Raw genomic sequence first — 20,047 nt, 5'->3', positions numbered from 1 at the left:
GTTGAACACTTTTCATTATAGGTCATATGGGACTTTTTTCTATACTCAAAAAGGCTCCATAATTTCCATGGTGGATTTACCCACTACAGAAATTATAGAGCCTAAAATTCTAGAAGTTTTATACACTTGATCGAAAAAAACGAAAGTTTCCTTTTACCGTTTCGCCATTGATACAAAGCTAACTTTGTCTGGACGGTAACTAATTGTTCCATACTGGAAAGCTTGACCATTTGAAAGATAGGTGATACTAGTGACCACGACGACCATGTCATAGTCCCCTAAGTCCATTAATTGTCTCTCTTCTTCGTTTGCAAAACGGAAGGAGATTTCACGTCTGGAATGAGAAATTGTTAAATGGAGTTCTTCTTCTAAGTAGCGGTAAATAGAGCTTTCGGCAATTTCTTTGCTGAGATAAGGGACGACCCTACGGTCGAAATAGGAAATGTCATATTCCAACCGCTCACCGTCAATTGTCCGTACCCGACTCACTCGATAGAAATCTACCTTATCATCAACTTCGAAAGTTGACATTAAATCTTCTTGACCTTGAATAATATAAAGCGAAGTAAGCTGGGTCTGGATTTGGTGCTGTGATCTTTTGTTCAATTCGCCCGCTGTTTTAATTTCAGAAAGATACTGGTCCTTCATTAGACCATGTTCGATAACAATAGAAGATTTCCCCTGTTTCTTTTGAATATAACCATCCATTTCAAGAAGAGATAGTGCTTTGCGAATGGTGTCCTTGGAGTAGGAATACACTTCCATTAATTCATTTTCTGTCGGTAGGGCCTGTCCAGTTGACCAAACCTGCTCTTCGATTTTTTTCTTAATATCTTGATAAACTTTTTTATACTTACTCATAGTTTCCTGTCTTTCTACCCATTAGTGTATCATAAAAGAGCCAGAAAGGGGCAATACATCTATTTTGTTTAGTAGAATACACAACTTTTACGTAAAAGTTTAAAATATTACGGAAAAGTTATTGACTAATGCAAACGTTTACGTTATACTATTTATATAAAAAGAAAACGGTTACGCATTTTCAGAGAGAGGGGGAGCAATGAAATTACTAACAATTAATGTCCATGCCTGGTTAGAAGAAAGGCAGGATGAAAAACTAGATGTTTTAGCCCAAACAATAGCTGAAAAGGCTTATGATGTCATCGCTCTTCAAGAAGTCAATCAGCTCATAACTGCTGATTTGGTAACGAAAGACTTGAAGGCGGATAATTATGGCTTGATTTTATTAGAAAAATTAAGAGACTTGGGACAATTTGACTATTCATATTATTGGAGCAACTCACATATCGGCTACGATAAGTACGAAGAAGGGATTGCCTTTCTTACCAAGTTGCCAGTTTATGAAGTGGATCCATTTTATTGTAGTCAGAATAAATCTGTTGATTCCATCCTATCACGAAAAATTATGGGCTTGACGGTCTTCTATCAAGACCAGTTGATCGACCTGTATTCTTGTCACATCAATCTTCCGGGGAGTGAAGAGGAAGACCAGCTTGATAACATTCGTACGATTGTGGAACGGACTGGCAATAGACGTTTTAAGATTCTCATGGGAGATTTTAATACCGATGCCTTCTCAGATCGAGAGGCCTACGAAGCGATTACAGAGCTTGGACTTTATGATTCATACAATCTAGCGATGGAAAAAGACCAGGGGATTACGGTTGAAAAGGCTATTGATGGCTGGGCTGGTCACAGTCAGGAAAAACGATTGGATTACATTTTCTTAAATCAGAAAAAGGAAGTTTTATCCAGCTTAGTGATTTTCAATGGAGAGAATCGTCCGATTATTTCAGACCATTTTGGTGTGGAAGTTGAAATTAATGTATAAAATGGCACAGAGCCAAAAAATAAAGGAGAAAAAATGAAAAAATTTCTTAGTTTCGAATTTTGGCAAAAATTCGGTAAGTGTTTAATGGTCGTGATTGCAGTTATGCCTGCAGCAGGTCTTATGGTTTCTATCGGAAACTCTATTCCGTTAATCAGCCCAGAATCAGAACTCTTGATTCGTATCGGGAATATTATCGCCCAAATCGGTTGGGGGATTATCGGAAACCTTCACTTGCTCTTTGCCTTGGCTATCGGTGGTAGCTGGGCTAAGGAAAAAGCTGGCGGTGCTTTCTCGGCAGGTCTTGCTTTTATCTTGATTAACTTGGTTACTGGTCACTTCTTTGGTGTGACGACTGACATGCTTGCAGATGCAGCGGCAACCGTAACCACTGTTTTTGGAACAGAGATTCCAGTTTCAGGCTACTTCGTCAATATCTTGGGACAACCTGCTTTGAACATGGGTGTCTTCGTTGGTATCATAGCTGGTTTTGTAGGGGCAACAACCTATAACAAATACTACAATTACCGCAAATTACCTGATGTTTTGACCTTCTTTAACGGTAAACGCTTCGTACCATTTGTGGTTATCTATCGCTCAGTTCTTGTAGCGCTAGGATTAGCTATCTTTTGGCCAGTTGTTCAAACAGGAATCAACAGCTTTGGTAAATGGATTGCAAGCTCACAGGATACAGCACCAATTCTTGCACCTTTTGTTTATGGTACCTTGGAACGTTTGCTTCTTCCATTTGGTTTGCACCACATGTTGACCATTCCAATGAACTATACGTCACTTGGTGGTACCTATGACATCTTGACAGGTGCACAAGCAGGTACACAAGTATTTGGACAAGATCCACTCTGGTTGGCTTGGATTACAGACTTGATCAACCTCAAAGACGCTGGTGATATGGCTCAGTACAATGACCTTCTTGCAAACATTACTCCAGCCCGTTTCAAAGTTGGTCAAATGATTGGTTCATCAGGGATTTTGATGGGATTGACTTACGCTATGTACCGCAATGTGGATGAAGATAAAAAACATAAGTACAAAGGTATGTTTATTTCTTCAGCACTTGCCGTATTCTTGACAGGTGTAACAGAACCAATTGAGTTTATGTTCATGTTTGCAGCAATGCCACTCTATGTCGTTTATGCTTTTGTACAAGGTGCGGCTTTTGCCATGGCTGACGTTGTCAACTTGCGTATGCACTCATTTGGTAATATCGAATTCCTTACACGTACACCGATGGCGATCAAAGCTGGTATCGGTATGGATGTTATTAACTTTATCTGGGTAACAGCCCTCTTTGCGGTTGGTATGTACTTCATTGCCAACTTTATGATTAAGAAATTCAACCTAGCAACAGCTGGACGCAATGGTAACTATGATACAGAAACAACGGATGTGGTTTCAAACTCAAACGTAGATACTGCGGATGCCAATTCACAAGTGGTTCAAATCATCAACTTGCTTGGTGGTCGTGATAATATCGCAGATGTGGATGCTTGTATGACTCGTCTTCGCGTTAGTGTTAAAGATGTGGCACAGGTTGGAGATGAAAATGCTTGGAAACAGGCTGGTGCTATGGGCTTGATTATCAAAGACTCAGGTGTTCAAGCAGTCTACGGACCAAAAGCAGATGTTCTCAAATCAGACATTCAAGACTTGCTAGAATCTGGCGTAGCCATCCCTCGTACGGAAATTGTTGCGACAGAAGAAGTTGCTCCTGAGACTCAGTTCAAAGGTGTGACGGAGACAGTTTACTCTGTTGCTGAAGGGCAAGCCATTGCCATCACAGAAGTGAAAGATCCGGTCTTCTCACAAAAAATGATGGGTGACGGTTATGCAGTTGAGCCTAGCTCCGGCAATGTTTACGCACCAGTTTCAGGTATCGTAACCAGTGTCTTCCCAACCAAACACGCTGTCGGTATTTTGTCTGACAAGGGTGTAGAAGTCTTGGTGCACGTCGGTCTAGATACGGTTGCACTAAACGGTGCCCCATTCTCAGCTAAGGTAACAGATGGCCAACGCGTTGAAGCAGGAGACTTGCTCCTTGTCGCAGATCTGGATGCCATTCGCTCAGCAGGACGTGAAACAACCATCGTTGTTGCCTTCACAAACACTGCTGAAATCAAATCTGTCAGCCTTGGAAATCTTGGGCAAGTAAGTAAAGATAGTCAAGTTGCGACAGTTGAGTTGTAAAAAGTAAAAAAGATTGAAAAGATGATTGCAGTCAACTCTTTTCAATCTTTTTCTTTTGGATAGTATGCCATCAGTATTTTTCTAATTTCTTCGCTTCTTTTTTACCTTTTTCAGCGATATGGAGGAAATAAATAGACCAAGCAAGGAAAAATAAGGGAATAATGCCACTTCTAAACAATGCGAATGGGGTTTCAAAGAGAAAACCAAACCAAAAACTGGTACCAGTTCGTTCCCATAGTCCTGGAGTTAGGTACCAGGATTTAGGATTCCAAAGTGTGTATCCATTTTGGAGTCCAACTTGGTAATGGATAAAAAATAAAGTCAGAAATAATCCGAAATAGGAGTAGGCATAATTTTGGTAGCGTGAATAGAATGCTTTTTTCGATTCGGTATCAGAAAAAATTTCTGTGCTTGAAGCTTCGATTGTTTGTTGAAAATAATGGATGCCACATCTACGACTACCTTGTATAGGTTGCCAACCACAGTCTTCAAATAGAGAGAGGTAATTTGAATATTCTCCTTTTGCAATATGTTCATGAAAATCAAGGCGTACGGGATGAGGGGTTCGACTACATTTTTCAAAATGATAGGCTGCTGTCCACGGAGTTACTTTGATAAGCTGATAACCTTCGGATTGAATCGAATTAATCCAATGTTCTTCCTCTTGTAAACTGGTGAATAATTTGTGTCTTATCATGGCTTCCTCCTTAAAAACCTAATTCTTTGGCAATATGATGTAGTTTTTGAATACGCTGTGTTTCCAGTTTAATAATCTCTTGGCCCGTTGCTGTTACTTGATAGACTTTTCTTCTTTTATCGGAACTTGGAACGGAACAAATCCATTTTAGTTTCAAAAGATTCTCAATCGCTCCATACATGGTTCCTGCAGCGATTTTCACATCACCATCACTCATATCCTCTACTTTTTGCATGATATGGTAGCCATGGGCAGGTTCCAAGAGGGCTAATAGAATATAGTAGGTTGTCTCCGTTAAGGGGAGATGCTTGTTCCTTTTCATTTGGCTTCTCCTATATAGTTCAAATGTATAGTTGTACTATATATTATATATCGAGAAACTATACATGTCAACTGTATAGTGAAGAAGATTTTAAAAATCTTCTCAATCCTTGCCATTTATGGTATAATAAAGCGATTTTATAAAATGTAGGAGGTTCCCCATGGGACGTAAATGGGCCAATATTGTAGCCAAGAAAACCGCAAAAGACGGTGCTAACTCAAAAGTTTACGCCAAATTTGGTGTTGAAATCTATGTAGCAGCGAAAAAAGGTGACCCAGATCCAGAAACAAACTCAGCGCTGAAATTTGTTATTGACCGTGCTAAGCAAGCGCAGGTTCCAAAACATATCATTGATAAAGCCATTGATAAGGCAAAAGGAAACACAGACGAAACCTTCGTGGAAGGTCGTTACGAAGGCTTTGGACCAAATGGTTCTATGATTATCGTTGATACCTTGACATCAAACGTAAACCGTACCGCAGCTAACGTGCGCTCTGCTTTTGGTAAAAACGGCGGTAACATGGGTGCATCTGGTTCTGTATCATTCATGTTTGATAAAAAAGGTGTGGTTGTCTTTGCTGGTGATGATGCAGATGCGATCTTCGAATTGCTCCTTGAAGCAGATGTCGAAGTCGATGACGTAGAAGCAGAAGACGGCACAATCACTGTCTATACAGCCCCAACTGATTTGCACAAGGCAATCGTGGCACTTAAAGAATCAGGAATCCAAGAGTTCAACGTCACTGAACTTGAAATGATCCCACAATCAGAAGTATCCCTTGAAGGCGATGACCTCGCAACATTTGAAAAACTCTACGATGCCCTCGAAGACGACGAAGACGTCCAAAAAATCTACACAAATGTAGATGGCTTTTAATAAAAATGACTGTCCGGGGGACAGTCATTTTTATTAAAAGGTAGACGATTCTCATTGTACGTGGGACGTCCTAGAAGGTTGGAGATTGGAACTGCCGGTAGGCAGTTTTCTTTATATTCAAAAGTCCGGGGGACAGTCATTTTTATTAAAAGGTAGGAGATGAGAACCAACGGCAGCTGGTTTTCTTTTTATCAAATTGATCAAAGACGATAGTTGGTTGGAACTAGAGAAGTGGGGATATTTTAGCTTAAGTTCGAAGAAGGTACGATGGAAAAATTTGCGGAGTTTTCGGTGGCTGATAGTAGAGTACTTGATAGATGAGGTATAAGGAAAAACTATAGCCATGCTTTGGAAATATCTATTTGAATGGTCACGGGTTTTCTGTTATCATAGAACGGTAATAAGATTAGGAGAATGTATGTCAAATAATTTACTTGTTTTACAATCAGATTTTGGTTTAGTTGATGGTGCAGTTTCGGCGATGATTGGTGTTGCTCTCCAAGAAGCGAGAGATTTAGTTGTTCACCATCTAACTCATGATATTACTCCGTACAATATTTTTGAGGGTTCTTATCGCCTCTTTCAAACGGTCGAATACTGGCCGGAGGGGACAACATTTGTTTCGGTTGTCGATCCCGGAGTTGGTTCAAAACGTAAGAGTGTAGTAGCTTTGACCGAACAAAATCACTACATTGTAACGCCAGATAATGGGACGCTATCCTTCATCAAAAAATATGTGGGGATAAAGGCGGTTCGAGAAATTTCAGAGGTGGCCAATCGCCGTGCCAATACAGAACATTCGTACACCTTCCATGGTCGAGATGTTTATGCCTATACGGGAGCTAAATTGGCTTCTGGACACATTAGCTTTGAAGAAGTTGGTCCAGAATTAAGCGTGGATAAGATTGTGGAAATTCCAACAGTCCCAACGGAAGTTGGTTCGGACTATGTAAAAGGTGCAATTGATATTCTGGATGTTCGATTCGGCTCGCTTTGGACCTCGATTACGAGGGAAGAATTTTACACCTTGCAACCGCAGTTTGAAGATCGCTTTGAAGTGACCATATACAATAACGACATGCTTGTGTATCAAAACCAAGTAACTTATGGCAAGTCCTTTGCGGATGTACGTATCGGACAGCCATTGATTTATATCAATTCCCTCTATCGTGTAGGTGTTGCGATTAATCAGGGCTCATTTGCCAAGGCTTATAATGTCGGTGTAGGTCAAAACTGGCATATTGAAATCAAACGTATTAGTAATTAAAGAAATTTTAGGAGATAGTTATGAAAAATAATTCAATCAAAACAGTCGTTGCTACTGGTATCGGCGCAGCCCTCTTTGTGGTTATTGGTTTGCTGATTAGTATTCCAACCTTTGTACCAAATACCTACATTCAATTGCAGTATGCAGTTCAGTCGCTCTTGTCAATTGTTTTTGGACCAATTGTTGGTTTCTTTGTAGGGTTTATTGGTCATGCCTTTATAGACGCACTGCGAGGTGGGTCGCCTTGGTGGTCATGGGTTCTAGCCTCAGCAGTTTTTGGCTTGGTGTTAGGTTTTGCTAGAAATCGTCTGCGTATTCAAGAAGGAATTTTTGAAGGAAAAGATATTTTTGCTTTCAATATTTTTCAAGCAGTAGCTAACCTCATTGCTTGGGGAGTTATTGCCCCAGTTTTAGATATTCTTATCTACAGTGAGGCGGCGAATAAGGTCTTTGCACAGGGACTTGTAGCAGGTATTGCAAACAGTATTACAGTTGCTATTGCAGGGACACTCCTTTTGGCTGTTTATGCAAAATCTCAAACGAAGACAGGTAGTTTGTCTAAAGATTAAGTTTTTATTTTCCCTAGAAAAAATTCTAGGGTTTTTTCAATACCAAAAAATACATATATGATATAATAATATAAAACAAACAAAAACATGTGTTCAAGGGGAGAAGTATGGTCTGGACAGAAGAAAAGTTGGGACCGATTATTCATTCTATACTCAATCCTGACGAGGAAGTTTTAAGTCTTTATCAATCGAAAACGACGAAATCAATTTATGGCTGCATTCTTTGGAATAATTATTATTATAAGGTTTTCCGAGTTAGTAACCACCCATCACAATCTACATATAAACAGCCAACTTTTTATGATTTCCATGGCGAATTTTATATGAAAGGAGCGATTCGGACCTACCTTTATCACACGAACAGTTGGTATGAACTTAGTAAACAAAGCTACTACCTTCTTCTCTTTTTTCAAAAGTTATGGGATGAAAAGCAAGAGGTGGAGGCGAGTTGGCAAAATGGCAGGATACAGATTCGCTTAGTGGTTGAAGAAGAGGGGTGGCAAGTCCATTACCGTTTTCCAGATAATCAGGTAAGGGAGGTTGAACGCTTATTGGCCTCAGGCATGCTGGTGGCCATTCGCTCCTCCAGAAATTTTATCAAGATACGGATGAGTCGTTTTGTTGCACCGTATATAGCTCTAATTAAACAGCGTCAACTTTATCGAAAAAAGCCGAGTAAAGCTATGCTCCAGTGGGAAAAATACCAAAGTCAACTTATTGAAATCCAAAGGACCTATCGGCTAGTGGAGGAAAGTACTCCACAAACTTTTTTTGGACACTGGTTGAATAAGATCCAACTCTATCTCTGCTCTGCCATTGCCAGCTATTGGGAAGAAGTTATTAAAGGAGTGGAGTGGCAGGAGGCAAGAGAAATCAAAGAGCAAAGGAAAGCCGAGAAGCCACATAATCCTATTGAAGATAAATGGAAGGAAAATATTGCTAGACGCCATAAGCGAAAAGTGGACCAACTTATCGGACATGATACCTTGGAAAAACTCCGACAACTGAAAACAGAATTAGACGACTAAGAAGTTATAGCGAACCTTCAATAAATGCGGTAGCATGTCATTCATGTTACCGTATTTTTTTACATATAAGCACTGAACCTGCGAATACAGGTTCTAAATTTTCAGTTCAGATTTTTGTCTTTTGAGGGGCTAAACGATATAATCGTAAGGTATCATTTATTAGAAATGACAGAGTTTTATCATCTATTGCAAAGATTGAAAAGGAGACACTATGTCAAAAGATATTCGCGTTCTACTCTATTACAAGTATGTTCCAATTGAAAATGCTGAAGCCTATGCTGCTGAGCATCTAGCTTTCTGTAAGTCTATCGGATTAAAAGGACGTATTTTGATTGCTGATGAGGGAATCAACGGTACTGTTTCTGGTGACTATGAAACAACACAAAAATACATGGACTACGTTCATGCAAACCCATTGTTCAGCGATTTGTGGTTTAAGATTGATGAAGAAAATGAGCAAGCTTTCAAGAAAATGTTTGTTCGTTATAAAAAAGAGATTGTTCACCTTGGTTTGGAAGACAACGACTTTGACAACGATATTGACCCACTTGTAACAACAGGTGCCTACCTATCACCAAAAGAGTTCAAAGAAGCTCTCTTGGACGAAGATACAGTTGTTTTGGATACACGTAATGACTACGAGTACGACCTTGGTCACTTCCGTGGTGCGATCCGTCCAGACATCCGCAACTTCCGTGAGTTGCCACAATGGGTCCGTGATAACAAAGAGAAATTCATGGACAAGCGCGTAGTTGTTTACTGTACTGGTGGTGTTCGCTGTGAAAAATTCTCAGGCTGGATGGTTCGTGAAGGCTACAAGGATGTCGGCCAGCTCCACGGTGGTATCGCAACCTATGGTAAAGACCCAGAAGTTCGTGGTGAATTGTGGGATGGTAAGATGTATGTCTTTGATGAGCGTATCGCGGTCGATGTTAACCATGTTAACCCAGTTGTCGTTGGTAAGGACTGGTTCGATGGCACACCATGTGAGCGCTATGTCAACTGTGGCAATCCATTCTGTAACCGTCGTATTTTGACATCAGAAGAGAATGAGCACAAGTATGTTCGTGGCTGTTCAGCTGAATGCCGTGCTCATGAGCGCAACCGTTACATCTCTGAAAACGGCTTGACTCGTCAAGAATGGGCAGAACGCTTGGAAGCGATTGGGGAAACTCTTACTCCAGCAAATGCTTAGTAATACCAAAATTGCATTGAAAAATCAGTGCAATTTTTTGTTCAATCAGAATTCTTTATATTTTTTCAGTCCATTCTATACGAAGCCTATCAATTAGAAAAGAGAAGGAGATGAAGTCATTTTGGATGAACTTATCCCCTTCGAAAATCAACATTATCCGTTGTCAACTTGCTTTGATGAACTTCAGTTCTATCTTCGCTTCGTTTCCTAGGTCACTTTTGATTTTCATTGAGTATTAGCAGTAGCAGACCTTGAATAGCTGGTCGGTTTTATGAGGCAATCGGTTTTGCAGTTGCGACGTTTGGAGATGTTAAGTCTGTGACTTTGCCTGAGGGTGGCAACTTGATTTTGATGCAGGCAGATAGCTTTGCTCAACGCGTACCATTTCAGGTAGTAGCGAGTGGCAATGAAGTCTTGATTTTGCTTAATGTGGCGAGTAGGAAAGAAGTGGATAGACTTATCGATCGTGTTGAAGCAAATGGCGGGCAAATTACAGGATGCCCGACAGATGCCCGTGGCTTTTATGGAGCAAGTTTTACGGACCTTGATGGTATCATTTTAATGCGATTGTGAGGCAAGAAGATAGAATTCATCTGCTCTAGAATTATGGATGAACTTATTTGAAAAGGGAGAAACTGATGATTCTTCCTTTTTTTCAGAGTCAATTTACGCTATAATAGTCCTATGAAAAAAATCATTGAGTTTAAAGATTTTACATTTAAATACCAAGCGCAACAGGAACCCACTTTAAAAGATATTCAGTTAACGATTTATCAGGGAGAGAAAGTTCTGATTATTGGTCCATCTGGTTCAGGAAAGTCGACGATTGGACAATGTCTTAATGGTATTATTCCCAATATTTACAAAGGAGAACATAGCGGAAGTTTACTACTGGATGGTCAGGAAGCTTTTAATCATTCAATTTATGATAAGTCCTTGCTCGTATCAACGGTTCTTCAAGATACAGATGGTCAATTCATTGGTTTATCAGTTGCCGAGGACCTAGCTTTTGCTTTGGAAAACGACATGGAAAGCCAGGTGGTGATGAAGCAAAAAGTAGGAGATTGGGCAGAAAGACTGTCTTTGACCGATTTGCTGGCACATCGACCACAAGATTTATCTGGAGGTCAAAAGCAACGTGTCAGTCTGGGCGGAGTTCTTATTGATGAGAGTCCTATTTTGTTGTTTGATGAGCCACTTGCTAATTTAGACCCCAAATCGGGCCAAGATACGATTGATTTGATTGACCGTCTGCACAAGCAAGAAGGGACCACGACCATTATTATCGAACACCGTTTAGAGGACGTACTGTATCGTCAGGTAGACCGAGTTGTATTGATTAATGACGGTCGGATTTTGTTCAATGGAGGACCTGATGATTTATTACGTACCTCATTGTTACAGGAAAACGGCATCCGTGAACCCTTATATCTATCGACTCTTCGCGCCTTAGGATATCCGATTGCGCAGGCAGAACGCCTCTCTTCAGTTTGGGAAATTGATATTGAGGCTTTGAATATAGCATCCCTGCCGACTCTACACTTTGAAAATGGAGAGAAAGAGGCTTTGTTAGAAGTCAAGCATCTTCATTTTTCCTATCCTAACAAACAAGTTCTTACAGACATTCAACTGACGATTCATAAGGGGGAACGTCTAGCTATTGTTGGAAAAAATGGTGCTGGGAAATCTACTTTAGCCAAGGTGCTTTGTGGTTTTATTCAGGGTGAGGGTGAGATTCTCTGGAAGGGGCAGTCAATCAAAGAAGATTCTGTCAAAGAGCGAGCAGAACGGATTGGTTATGTTCTTCAGAATCCCAACCAAATGATTAGCCAAACGATGATCTTTGATGAGGTTGCCCTTGGTTTGCGCATGCGAGGGGTGACAGAAGAAGAAATTGAACACCGAGTTCACCATATCTTGAAAGTATGTGGCCTGTATCCGTTTCGTAATTGGCCGATTTCGGCACTTTCGTATGGGCAGAAAAAACGGGTAACGATAGCATCTATCTTGGTTCTCAATCCAGAAATTGTTTTGCTAGATGAGCCAACAGCAGGACAAGACCAACGGCATTATCGGGAAATGATGGAGTTTTTGGATCAATTAAATGCCCAAGGGCACACCATTGTCATGATTACCCATGACATGCAACTCATGCTAGATTATTCAGATAGAGCTGTTGTTGTGGTGGATGGGCAGATTATTGAAGATGCCAGTCCGGCAGAAATTTTATCTGATGATACGGTGATTGAGCGAGCCAATTTAAAAGAAACATCAATTTTTCACTTGGCGGAGAGGGTGGGAGTTAATCCCTTAGAATTAACGACGTTTTATATGCAGGAAGAAAGGAGAGGAAGATGAGTCAACAAAAACTAATTGGTTACCATCCAGGAACTGGCTTGATTCATAGTTTATCGGCTGTCAGTAAATTACTCTTTTTTCTCATAGTTTCCATTCTTGCTATGATTACTTACGATACCCGCTTGATTCTTTTTATCGCAGTATTTTCTCTAGCCTTGTTCAAAATGTCAGGGATTCGTTATAAAGAAATCTCTCTTGTTTTAATTCTGACGATCATTTTTGCTGCAATGAATGCTCTGATGGTTCACTTGTTTGCACCACGGTATGGAGTGGAACTTTACGGAGCAGACACTCCCTTGCTATCAGGTCTGGGAGTTTATTCCTTGACGAGTCAGCAAGCATTTTATCTGGTGAATCTTCTCTTGAAGTATTTTTGTACAGTTCCTTTAGCGATTATCTTTCTCATGACCACTCATCCTAGTCAGTTTGCTTCCAGCTTGAATCAAATTGGGGTATCCTACAAAGTTGCTTACGCAGTAAGTTTGACCATGCGTTATATTCCAGATATTCAAGAAGAGTTTTATACGATTCGAATGTCTCAAGAAGCGCGTGGTTTGGAATTGTCCAGGAAAGGAAAAGTGATGGATCGTATAAAAGGGAATCTATCCCTTGTCATTCCTCTGATTTTCAGCTCCTTGGAGAGGATTGATACGATTTCAACGGCTATGGAATTGCGGCGTTTTGGAAAGAATAAAAAAAGAACATGGTATACCCAACAGCCTCTACAAAGAATAGACTACGCTGTCTTGCTATTTATTCTTGCTCTAGTAGTCGTGACAATCTATCTATTTTTTGTTAATCAGGGTCGATTCTATAATCCGTGGCGATGATTATTGAGTTTATTGGGCTTATCAACCCTTTATCGTTGACATATAGGAAATATACTGTTACAGTAGGGAATGTAAATAAATTTAGAGTTTAAGTATCAGTTTCATCTTTTGTTTTTCCTCTTGATAAGTTTTACAAATAAATAAAAAGAGGTAACACAAATGGTACAAGGTACAGTTAAATGGTTTAATGCAGAAAAGGGATTTGGTTTTATTGCTCAAGAAAACGGTCCAGATGTATTTGCACACTTTTCTGAAATTCAATCAGATGGTTTTAAGTCGTTGGAAGATGGTCAGAAAGTGACATTTGAAGTGGAGCAAGGCCAACGTGGTCTTCAAGCAACCAATATTACAAAAATTGGATAATAAAAGAGGGAGCGGGAAAGAACTCGACTGGTCAAAAAAGAGTTCGTCTTCCCGCCCCCGCACAGTTGATTAGGTCAGATTTGGAGTGTAAAACACGAACAAATCTGCCAATCAACCACTGCGCTGAGATGTTGACACGAACTCTGAGAAGCGAGGTTGAGCTTTTTGCCCAGCCTCGCTTTTCTTATGTTTAAAGGGGTCTTTTATTTGGCATACCAGCTTTGCGTGGAAACTTATTTGGAGTTTCCTTTTTCTTTTCGACGATGGTCAATGTTCGAGGGTCGCCATTTGGAAGAGTATAGTCGTGGTTTTCGATGACTTTTGCGAAGAGGAGATTGAGTGCGTTTTTTGCTTGGGTCAATTCATCTTCTGCGCTGGACGCCTTGAGTGCGATTAATTTTCCGTTGAGCTTCAAATAAGGAATAGTCAATTCAGAAAGAATCTGCATGCGGGCAACTGCGCGTGCTGTAACAAGGTCAAATTGTGCACGGAAGTTCTTATCTTGTGCAAAGTTTTCTGCACGACCATGATAGAAATGAACACCTTCAAGCTCTAGTTCTTCGGTAAGCAAATGTAAAAAGTTAATTCGTTTATTCAGAGAATCAATGATGGTAACATCTAGTTGCGGAAAGATAATCTTCATAGGTAGGCTAGGAAATCCAGCTCCAGCTCCAATATCTAAAAGCCGAAGAGGTTCGTTCTGAATATGGCCTTGCAGGATTGGAGCGATAGAATCGTAGAAATGCTTCAGATAGACTTCGCTTTCCTCGGTAATAGCTGTCAGATTGATTTTTTCATTCCATTCCACTAATAGTTGGAAATAGCGATGAAATTGGTGTTTTTGTTGGTCGGTTAATTGAATACCTTGGTCTGCCAAGGTTTTATAAAATACTTCAGGTTTCATAATCTTATCTTATCATAATTTAAGTAAAAGAAAAACCCAGAAGAGTCTGGGAATTTTCTTATTGACCATCTGTCTGTCCCGTCGCAGGATTGTTTCCTGTTGTTGCAGTTTCAGTTGAAGAAGTTGCAGTTGGAGAAGTTGCAGTCTCGGTTGAAGTTCCAGATGATGTTTCGCTTGATGTTGTCGTCGCTTCGGCCGTTTCGCTAGTTTCAGTCGAACTAGAAGAACTTGTACTATAGCTAGTGTACGTGTTGTAAGCATTGGATAGTGAGCGACTACCTCTGAGATAGTAGTTGGAACCGTAACGTACGAGTCCGCTTGGCATCTCCCAATCGGTAGCTGTATAGTCCGAATGCATAAAGAGCATCATATTGTGGTAGACATCTGTTGCAATTCGCATGCTGTTATCAAGGATAGGAGTCATACGATTGGTATATCCGGTCCAAACAGCCATTGCATACTGACTAGAATATCCAACAAAGTTTTCATCAGGAACGACCATGTAGCTATAATTTGCTTCTGGAATTGCAGCTAGAATAGTATCCGTTTCGCTATCGGTATAGTTTGATGTACCTGTTTTACCTGCCATAGGAACTCCACTAACAGAAGCGTCTAATCCATAACCGTAAGACATAACAGCCTTCATCATATCGGTCATCATGTAGGCTGTTTCGGCAGACATGACTTGAGTACCTTGAGGAGCGTATTCTGTTACTGTTCCATCACTAAAGACAATTTTATTGACATACTGCGGAGCGTAGTATGTGCCGCCATTGGCAAAAGCGGCGTAGGCAGCAGCCATCTTTTCACTACTTGCCCCGTACTGGCTACCAGTGTCGGATGTATTACTTGAAATAGCATTAGAGTAATAAATATCAGGGTAATCGATACCAACGCTATTCAAAAATTTCAAGGCATTTTCTAAGCCTGTAGCTTCCAATGCTTTAACGGCTGTAACATTTCGAGAATACTGAATAGCAGTCTTAACAGAGATATTACCATAGTATTGTTTATCCCAGTTATTGAAAGGAGTTGTTGTACCAGGATAGTTATAAGGACCGTCTAAGATTAAATCTGCTGTAGATGTATAGATGCCGTTTTCAAAAGCAGGAGCATAGTCTGTGATTGGCTTCATTGTAGAACCGAAGTCACGGTTGGTTTCAACGGCTTGGTTGGTACCAAACGAGACGTTTGTCTCCTGTTTACGACCACCTAATTGCGCAACGACTTTACCATTAGAAACATCCACAACCGTTGAAGCTACCTGTAATAAATCATCTGGATAGCTGACATACATATCTGTATTGTAGATATTCCAAAGTTGTTGCTGGGCGGCAGGATCGACGTTCGTATAGACATCCATCCCTGTTGTCAGCAAGTTGTAACCTGTTTTTTCTTCAACTTCTTCAACGACTTGTTTCAGATAGTTGTCCATATAAGCAGGATAAGCAGCTGCATTAGATAGTGGTTGCAAACCATCTGTTACAGGTGTTAGAACAGCTTGTTCATACTGGGTATTATCAATGTACTTTTCTTCTAGCATCTCAGCCAATACCAAATCGCGACGTACTTTTGCATCTTCTGGATTGGTATAAGGATCATATTGGTTTGGTGCTTGGGGCATTCCTGCTAAAAGAGCTAATTGAGGAAGAGTCAAATCTTTTAACTCTTTTCCATAAAAAGCAAGAGCAGCAGTCTTCATACCGTAATTACCATTTGACATATACACCTTGTTGATGTAGTAGGTCAAAATCTCTTGTTTGGTATTACGACGTTCCAATTGAGTAGCCAGCCAAGCCTCTTGAATTTTCCGTTTTAGATTTTGATCTTCTACGGATGTCGAGAAATAAGTCAGCTTGATAAACTGTTGGTCAAGTGTCGAGCCACCCTGCAAACGTCCACCACTCAGGTTATTAATCAGGGAACCTGCAATACGAATAACGTCAACCCCTCTATGATTGAAGAAGCGTTGGTCTTCGATTGCGACAATCGCATTTACCAAGTCTGTTGGAATTTCTTCAGTCTTGGCACTCGAACGTTTTTCTGCTCCTAAATCTGCAATAAGATTTCCGTTCTTATCGTAAATTTTACTTGACACAGTTGCTGTCAAAGATTCTTCTGTCAATTCTGGAGCACTTTGGATGTAGTAAACAACCAATGCAGCTCCGGCCAGGCAGGCAATGATAGCCCCCGCAAGTAAAATATTTGCAGTGATTAGAAGAGCTTTTTTAATTGTTGTAGTTTTCAAAAGATTCACCACCTAATAGATTTTTTTCAACGATTTCCAGATATGGGATGCTGGGGAAACGCCCCATTTGAATCTCAAAGCCGTATTGTCGAATAAAGGTTAGAGGCATCGACTTACTACCCATGTCTACTTGATAAAATTCGATCAAATGAGTAGCTGGCAAGAGATAGGTTTCTTTTAATGTTGAAAAGTGAAGAAGGACAAAACAAATGCCACCTTGTTTTACAACCTGTTTCATGTGTTCAATCTGATGCGCATGAAAATTTTTCATGGGCATGGATGCTTTTTGGCGTGTCTCTTTCGCTTCAAAATCAATATAATGTCTTTTAAAAACACCAGAGTAGTCTGTGGTAGATGCCTGTCGAAAGTATGCTTCGACAATCTTAGCACGGCTCCGTTTGGGGTAATCAACTTTTACAATTTGCACGGGAGTTGGCTTCTTGTGAATGACAGCAATGTCGTGCGCAAGGTAATATTGATTACTATCGTTGATAGCGGCCTCAAAAGACATTCCGCGATTAGCAAAGTTTACTCGCTGGGATGAAATAGGACTGGTTCTATTGATTTTTTTTGACACCTTATGAGGATAATTGACCATAGAACTCCTTCTTGATAAAATAATATCAGCATATTATACCATAATTAGCGAAAAGAGTACAAGAAATGGATACTAAGAGCCTTTTGGTAACAGGTTATAGACATACAGACCTGGGAATTTTTTCAGAAAAAGATCCTCGACTGCACATTATTAAATCTGCAATTCGTAGGAATTTTATTCGTTTTTTAGAAGAGGGTGTTAGTTGGTTTATACTGACAGGTCAATTGGGTTTTGAATACTGGTCCTTAGAAGTCTTAGAAGATTTACGAGCCGAAGGGTATCAACTGAGTATTGCAACAATATTTCCATTTGAAAATCATGGCGAACAGTGGAATGAGGCTAACCAAGCAAAGTTAGCACGGTTTAAGCAGGTTGATTTTGTAAAGTATGCTTATCCACGCTATGAAAACCCAGGGCAATTTAGAGACTATAACCAGTTTCTACTGGATAATACGACAGGTTGTTATTTATTTTACGATTCTGAAAATGAAACCAATTTGAAATATTTATATCACATGGTCTTAAAGAAAGAAGGATATAATAGAAAAACGCTTACCTTTGAGGAATTGAATGAGGAGGCTGAAAATTTTTCAAATTCTGAGTGATTTGACTTGATTTTTCCCTATTTTTTTTAATATAATAGGAGTAGTGACGTTTTAGATTAGGGAGAGAGAGATGGCAAGTATTAAATTTACGACAAAAGATATTTTCGAGCAAGATTTTAAAATTGGTTTTCGTGGCTATGATCAAGATGAAGTGAACGATTTTCTTGATGATATTATGAAAGACTATGATGCTTATGAAGCGATTATCAAGGAATTAAAAGGCGAAATTGCTCGATTGAAAGCGCAAGCAGCAAATTCTCCCAAAACAACTCTTCCTACTGAAGAATCGAACGACGTATTGCGTACAGAACGTCCATCTTCAGCGACAAACTTTGATATTCTCCGCCGTCTGAATCGTTTGGAGAAAGAAGTATTTGGAAAACAAATCGTTCAGGATCAAGAATAGAAAATTGTACACCTAAACTGACACTTTATTCACAGTTATTTTCTTGTGCACAAATACATACTGTATTTTTGTCAAAGATATTCCTTGATTTAAAGTGGCTTGCTTTGTAGATACAAGTTCTAGGATATTAAGGTGCAATTTTTGGATAATCGCGTGGTAGTTTTCTACCATGAGGAAAGTCCATGCTAGCACTGGCTGAGATGCCAGTAGTGTTTGTGCTAGGCGAATCAATAAGCCTAGGGACGCCCTTGGGCGTTACGGCGGTTAAAATGGCTAAGTCTTTTGATATGCCAGAGTAGATCTGAAAGTGCCACAGTGACGAAGTTTTTATGGAAACGTAAAAAATGGAACGCGGTAAACCCCTCAAGCTAGCAACCCAAACTTTGGTCGGGGCATGGGATGGATGGAAATGAACAGAAATCCTGACTGTTTAGACAGTAGACAGATGATTATCGAAGGTGGTAGAACCTAGTACCACTGGAACAAAACATGGCTTACAGAAAATTGCATAAAATAGGTAGCTAGCTCTGCTAGCTTTTATTGTAGAGGAAAAAAATGAAAAAACAATTTGAATTGATTGCAACGGCAGCAGCTGGTCTGGAAGCGGTTGTGGGTCGAGAAATTCGTAATCTTGGCTATGAATGTCAAGTGGAAAATGGCCGTGTTCGATTCCAAGGAGATGTAAAATCCATTATCGAAACCAATATCTGGTTGCGTTCAGCGGATAGAATTAAAATCATTGTTGGACAATTTCCAGCAAAGACTTTTGAAGAGTTGTTCCAAGGAGTTTTTAACTTGGACTGGGAAAATTACTTGCCTCTAGGCTGTAAGTTCCCTATTTCCAAGGCCAAATGTGTCAAATCGAAATTGCATAATGAACCAAGTGTGCAGGCTATTTCTAAGAAAGCAGTTGTAAAGAAACTGCAGAAACACTTCTCTCGTCCCGAAGGGGTTCCCTTGCAAGAGATGGGGGCAGAGTTTAAAATTGAAGTGTCGATTTTGAAAGATGTGGCGACAGTCATGATTGATACGACAGGTTCTAGTTTGTTCAAACGTGGTTATCGGGTGGAAAAAGGTGGCGCACCAATCAAAGAAAATATGGCAGCTGCTATTTTGCAATTATCGAATTGGTATCCAGATAAACCGCTTATTGACCCTACTTGCGGATCGGGAACTTTCTGTATTGAGGCAGCTATGTTGGCCAAAAATATAGCTCCAGGTTTGAAGAGAAGTTTTGCATTTGAGGAATGGCCGTGGGTTGAGGATCAATTGGTGGCTGCATTACGCAAAGAAGCGCAAGCTTCTATCAAAGCGGATTTGATATTAGATATTGCTGGATCAGATATTGATGCTCGTATGATTGAAATTGCGAAGAAGAATGCATTTGCGGCAGGAGTTGAGCAGGATATTGTTTTCAAGCAAATGCGTGTGCAAGACTTGCGTACAGATAAAATTAATGGTGTCATTATTTCTAATCCACCTTACGGAGAACGTTTGTTGGATGATGAAGCCATTGTTACCCTGTATCGAGAAATGGGGGAGACTTTTGAACCACTCAAAACATGGTCTAAGTTTATTCTAACTAGTGATGAGTTGTTTGAAACCCGTTTTGGACAGCAAGCGGATAAGAAACGCAAACTGTATAATGGTACCCTAAAAGTGGATCTTTATCAATTTTTTGGTCAACGAGTGAAACGTCAAGTGCAAGAAGTGCAAGGATAGGAGG

General features: G+C 40.1%; 20 protein-coding genes and 1 other RNA gene. 15 read left to right on the top strand and 6 right to left on the bottom strand.

Annotation, left to right across the window (positions count from 1 at the left end):
• Positions 1-153 precede the first annotated feature (153 nt).
• Entirely contained in the window at positions 154-861 is a 708-nt protein-coding gene (locus tag NOL38_RS08075; RefSeq protein ID WP_015646488.1) for a UTRA domain-containing protein, read from the bottom strand.
• Positions 862-1,060: 199 nt separating this feature from the next.
• Here NOL38_RS08075 and NOL38_RS08070 point away from each other — a divergent pair, with 199 nt between their 5' ends.
• On the top strand, positions 1,061-1,852 hold the full coding sequence (locus NOL38_RS08070) for an endonuclease/exonuclease/phosphatase family protein (protein ID WP_277941886.1): 792 nt from the start codon (positions 1,061-1,063) through the stop codon (positions 1,850-1,852).
• Between the two features lie 33 nt (positions 1,853-1,885).
• Positions 1,886-4,054 carry a PTS transporter subunit IIBC gene (locus tag NOL38_RS08065; RefSeq protein WP_277941885.1) on the top strand — a complete coding sequence of 723 codons (2,169 nt, stop codon included), beginning with the start codon at positions 1,886-1,888 and terminating at the stop codon, positions 4,052-4,054.
• Positions 4,055-4,124: 70 nt separating this feature from the next.
• Here NOL38_RS08065 and NOL38_RS08060 read toward each other — a convergent pair whose 3' ends face one another.
• Both NOL38_RS08060 and NOL38_RS08055 read right to left on the bottom strand, forming a co-directional pair.
• Entirely contained in the window at positions 4,125-4,751 is a 627-nt protein-coding gene (locus tag NOL38_RS08060; RefSeq protein ID WP_044678533.1) for a DUF2812 domain-containing protein, read from the bottom strand.
• Between the two features lie 10 nt (positions 4,752-4,761).
• Entirely contained in the window at positions 4,762-5,073 is a 312-nt protein-coding gene (locus NOL38_RS08055; protein ID WP_004194196.1) for a PadR family transcriptional regulator, read from the bottom strand.
• A gap of 160 nt (positions 5,074-5,233) precedes the next feature.
• On the opposite strand from NOL38_RS08055, the gene NOL38_RS08050 reads away from it, so the two are divergent.
• From NOL38_RS08050 to NOL38_RS08010, 9 genes are all read left to right on the top strand, one after another.
• The gene (locus NOL38_RS08050; protein ID WP_004194195.1) at positions 5,234-5,950 is read left to right on the top strand and encodes a YebC/PmpR family DNA-binding transcriptional regulator; all 717 of its coding nucleotides are present in this window, start codon (positions 5,234-5,236) and stop codon (positions 5,948-5,950) included.
• A 418-nt stretch (positions 5,951-6,368) separates the two neighbouring features.
• Positions 6,369-7,217 (top strand): SAM hydrolase/SAM-dependent halogenase family protein, encoded by an 849-nt coding sequence (locus tag NOL38_RS08045; protein ID WP_277941884.1) that lies wholly within the window; start codon positions 6,369-6,371, stop codon positions 7,215-7,217.
• A gap of 20 nt (positions 7,218-7,237) precedes the next feature.
• The gene (locus tag NOL38_RS08040) at positions 7,238-7,786 is read left to right on the top strand and encodes an ECF-type riboflavin transporter substrate-binding protein (RefSeq protein WP_277941883.1); all 549 of its coding nucleotides are present in this window, start codon (positions 7,238-7,240) and stop codon (positions 7,784-7,786) included.
• Positions 7,787-7,893: 107 nt separating this feature from the next.
• Entirely contained in the window at positions 7,894-8,814 is a 921-nt protein-coding gene (locus tag NOL38_RS08035; RefSeq protein ID WP_277941882.1) for a hypothetical protein, read from the top strand.
• A gap of 211 nt (positions 8,815-9,025) precedes the next feature.
• Positions 9,026-10,009 (top strand): oxygen-dependent tRNA uridine(34) hydroxylase TrhO, encoded by a 984-nt coding sequence (gene trhO / locus NOL38_RS08030; RefSeq protein WP_023369456.1) that lies wholly within the window; start codon positions 9,026-9,028, stop codon positions 10,007-10,009.
• Between the two features lie 318 nt (positions 10,010-10,327).
• Positions 10,328-10,582, top strand: a complete 255-nt coding sequence (locus tag NOL38_RS08025; protein WP_277941881.1) for a VOC family protein — start codon at positions 10,328-10,330, stop codon at positions 10,580-10,582.
• 111 nt (positions 10,583-10,693) lie between these two features.
• A complete protein-coding gene (locus NOL38_RS08020) occupies positions 10,694-12,367 on the top strand; it encodes an ABC transporter ATP-binding protein (RefSeq protein WP_277941880.1) in 1,674 nt (557 codons plus the stop codon).
• Positions 12,364-13,197 carry an energy-coupling factor transporter transmembrane component T family protein gene (locus NOL38_RS08015; RefSeq protein ID WP_024398636.1) on the top strand — a complete coding sequence of 278 codons (834 nt, stop codon included), beginning with the start codon at positions 12,364-12,366 and terminating at the stop codon, positions 13,195-13,197. The genes NOL38_RS08020 and NOL38_RS08015 overlap by 4 nt, the downstream gene beginning before the upstream one ends.
• Before the next feature lie 159 nt (positions 13,198-13,356).
• On the top strand, positions 13,357-13,560 hold the full coding sequence (locus tag NOL38_RS08010) for a cold-shock protein (RefSeq protein ID WP_014637517.1): 204 nt from the start codon (positions 13,357-13,359) through the stop codon (positions 13,558-13,560).
• Between the two features lie 190 nt (positions 13,561-13,750).
• On the opposite strand, the gene rsmG is transcribed toward NOL38_RS08010, so the two are convergent.
• From rsmG to recU, 3 genes are read right to left on the bottom strand one after another with little or no spacing between them, the layout of a single operon-like run.
• Entirely contained in the window at positions 13,751-14,464 is a 714-nt protein-coding gene (gene rsmG / locus NOL38_RS08005; RefSeq protein WP_014637518.1) for a 16S rRNA (guanine(527)-N(7))-methyltransferase RsmG, read from the bottom strand.
• A 58-nt stretch (positions 14,465-14,522) separates the two neighbouring features.
• Positions 14,523-16,712 carry a penicillin-binding protein PBP1A gene (pbp1a, locus tag NOL38_RS08000; protein ID WP_014637519.1) on the bottom strand — a complete coding sequence of 730 codons (2,190 nt, stop codon included), beginning with the start codon at positions 16,710-16,712 and terminating at the stop codon, positions 14,523-14,525.
• On the bottom strand, positions 16,693-17,310 hold the full coding sequence (recU, locus tag NOL38_RS07995; RefSeq protein WP_004194173.1) for a Holliday junction resolvase RecU: 618 nt from the start codon (positions 17,308-17,310) through the stop codon (positions 16,693-16,695). The genes pbp1a and recU overlap by 20 nt, the downstream gene beginning before the upstream one ends.
• Before the next feature lie 65 nt (positions 17,311-17,375).
• On the opposite strand from recU, the gene NOL38_RS07990 reads away from it, so the two are divergent.
• The 4 genes from NOL38_RS07990 (at position 17,376) to NOL38_RS07975 (ending at position 20,043) form a co-directional block, all read left to right on the top strand.
• Positions 17,376-17,915 carry an SLOG family protein gene (locus tag NOL38_RS07990; protein WP_004194171.1) on the top strand — a complete coding sequence of 180 codons (540 nt, stop codon included), beginning with the start codon at positions 17,376-17,378 and terminating at the stop codon, positions 17,913-17,915.
• A 70-nt stretch (positions 17,916-17,985) separates the two neighbouring features.
• Complete coding sequence (gpsB, locus tag NOL38_RS07985; protein WP_004194167.1) at positions 17,986-18,321, top strand: cell division regulator GpsB; 336 nt, start codon at positions 17,986-17,988, stop codon at positions 18,319-18,321.
• Between the two features lie 137 nt (positions 18,322-18,458).
• Positions 18,459-18,823, top strand: an RNA gene (rnpB, locus tag NOL38_RS07980) — RNase P RNA component class B.
• Between the two features lie 53 nt (positions 18,824-18,876).
• Positions 18,877-20,043, top strand: coding sequence for a THUMP domain-containing class I SAM-dependent RNA methyltransferase (locus NOL38_RS07975; protein WP_014637521.1), 1,167 nt, complete (start codon positions 18,877-18,879; stop codon positions 20,041-20,043).
• Positions 20,044-20,047: the final 4 nt, after the last annotated feature.

The sequence above is a fragment of the Streptococcus suis genome (assembly GCF_029616525.1).
GTDB classification, from domain to species: Bacteria; Bacillota; Bacilli; order Lactobacillales; family Streptococcaceae; genus Streptococcus; species Streptococcus suis_AF.
The sequence above is the reverse complement of the archived record's forward strand: the minus strand, read 5'-3'. Positions and strand labels throughout refer to the sequence as shown.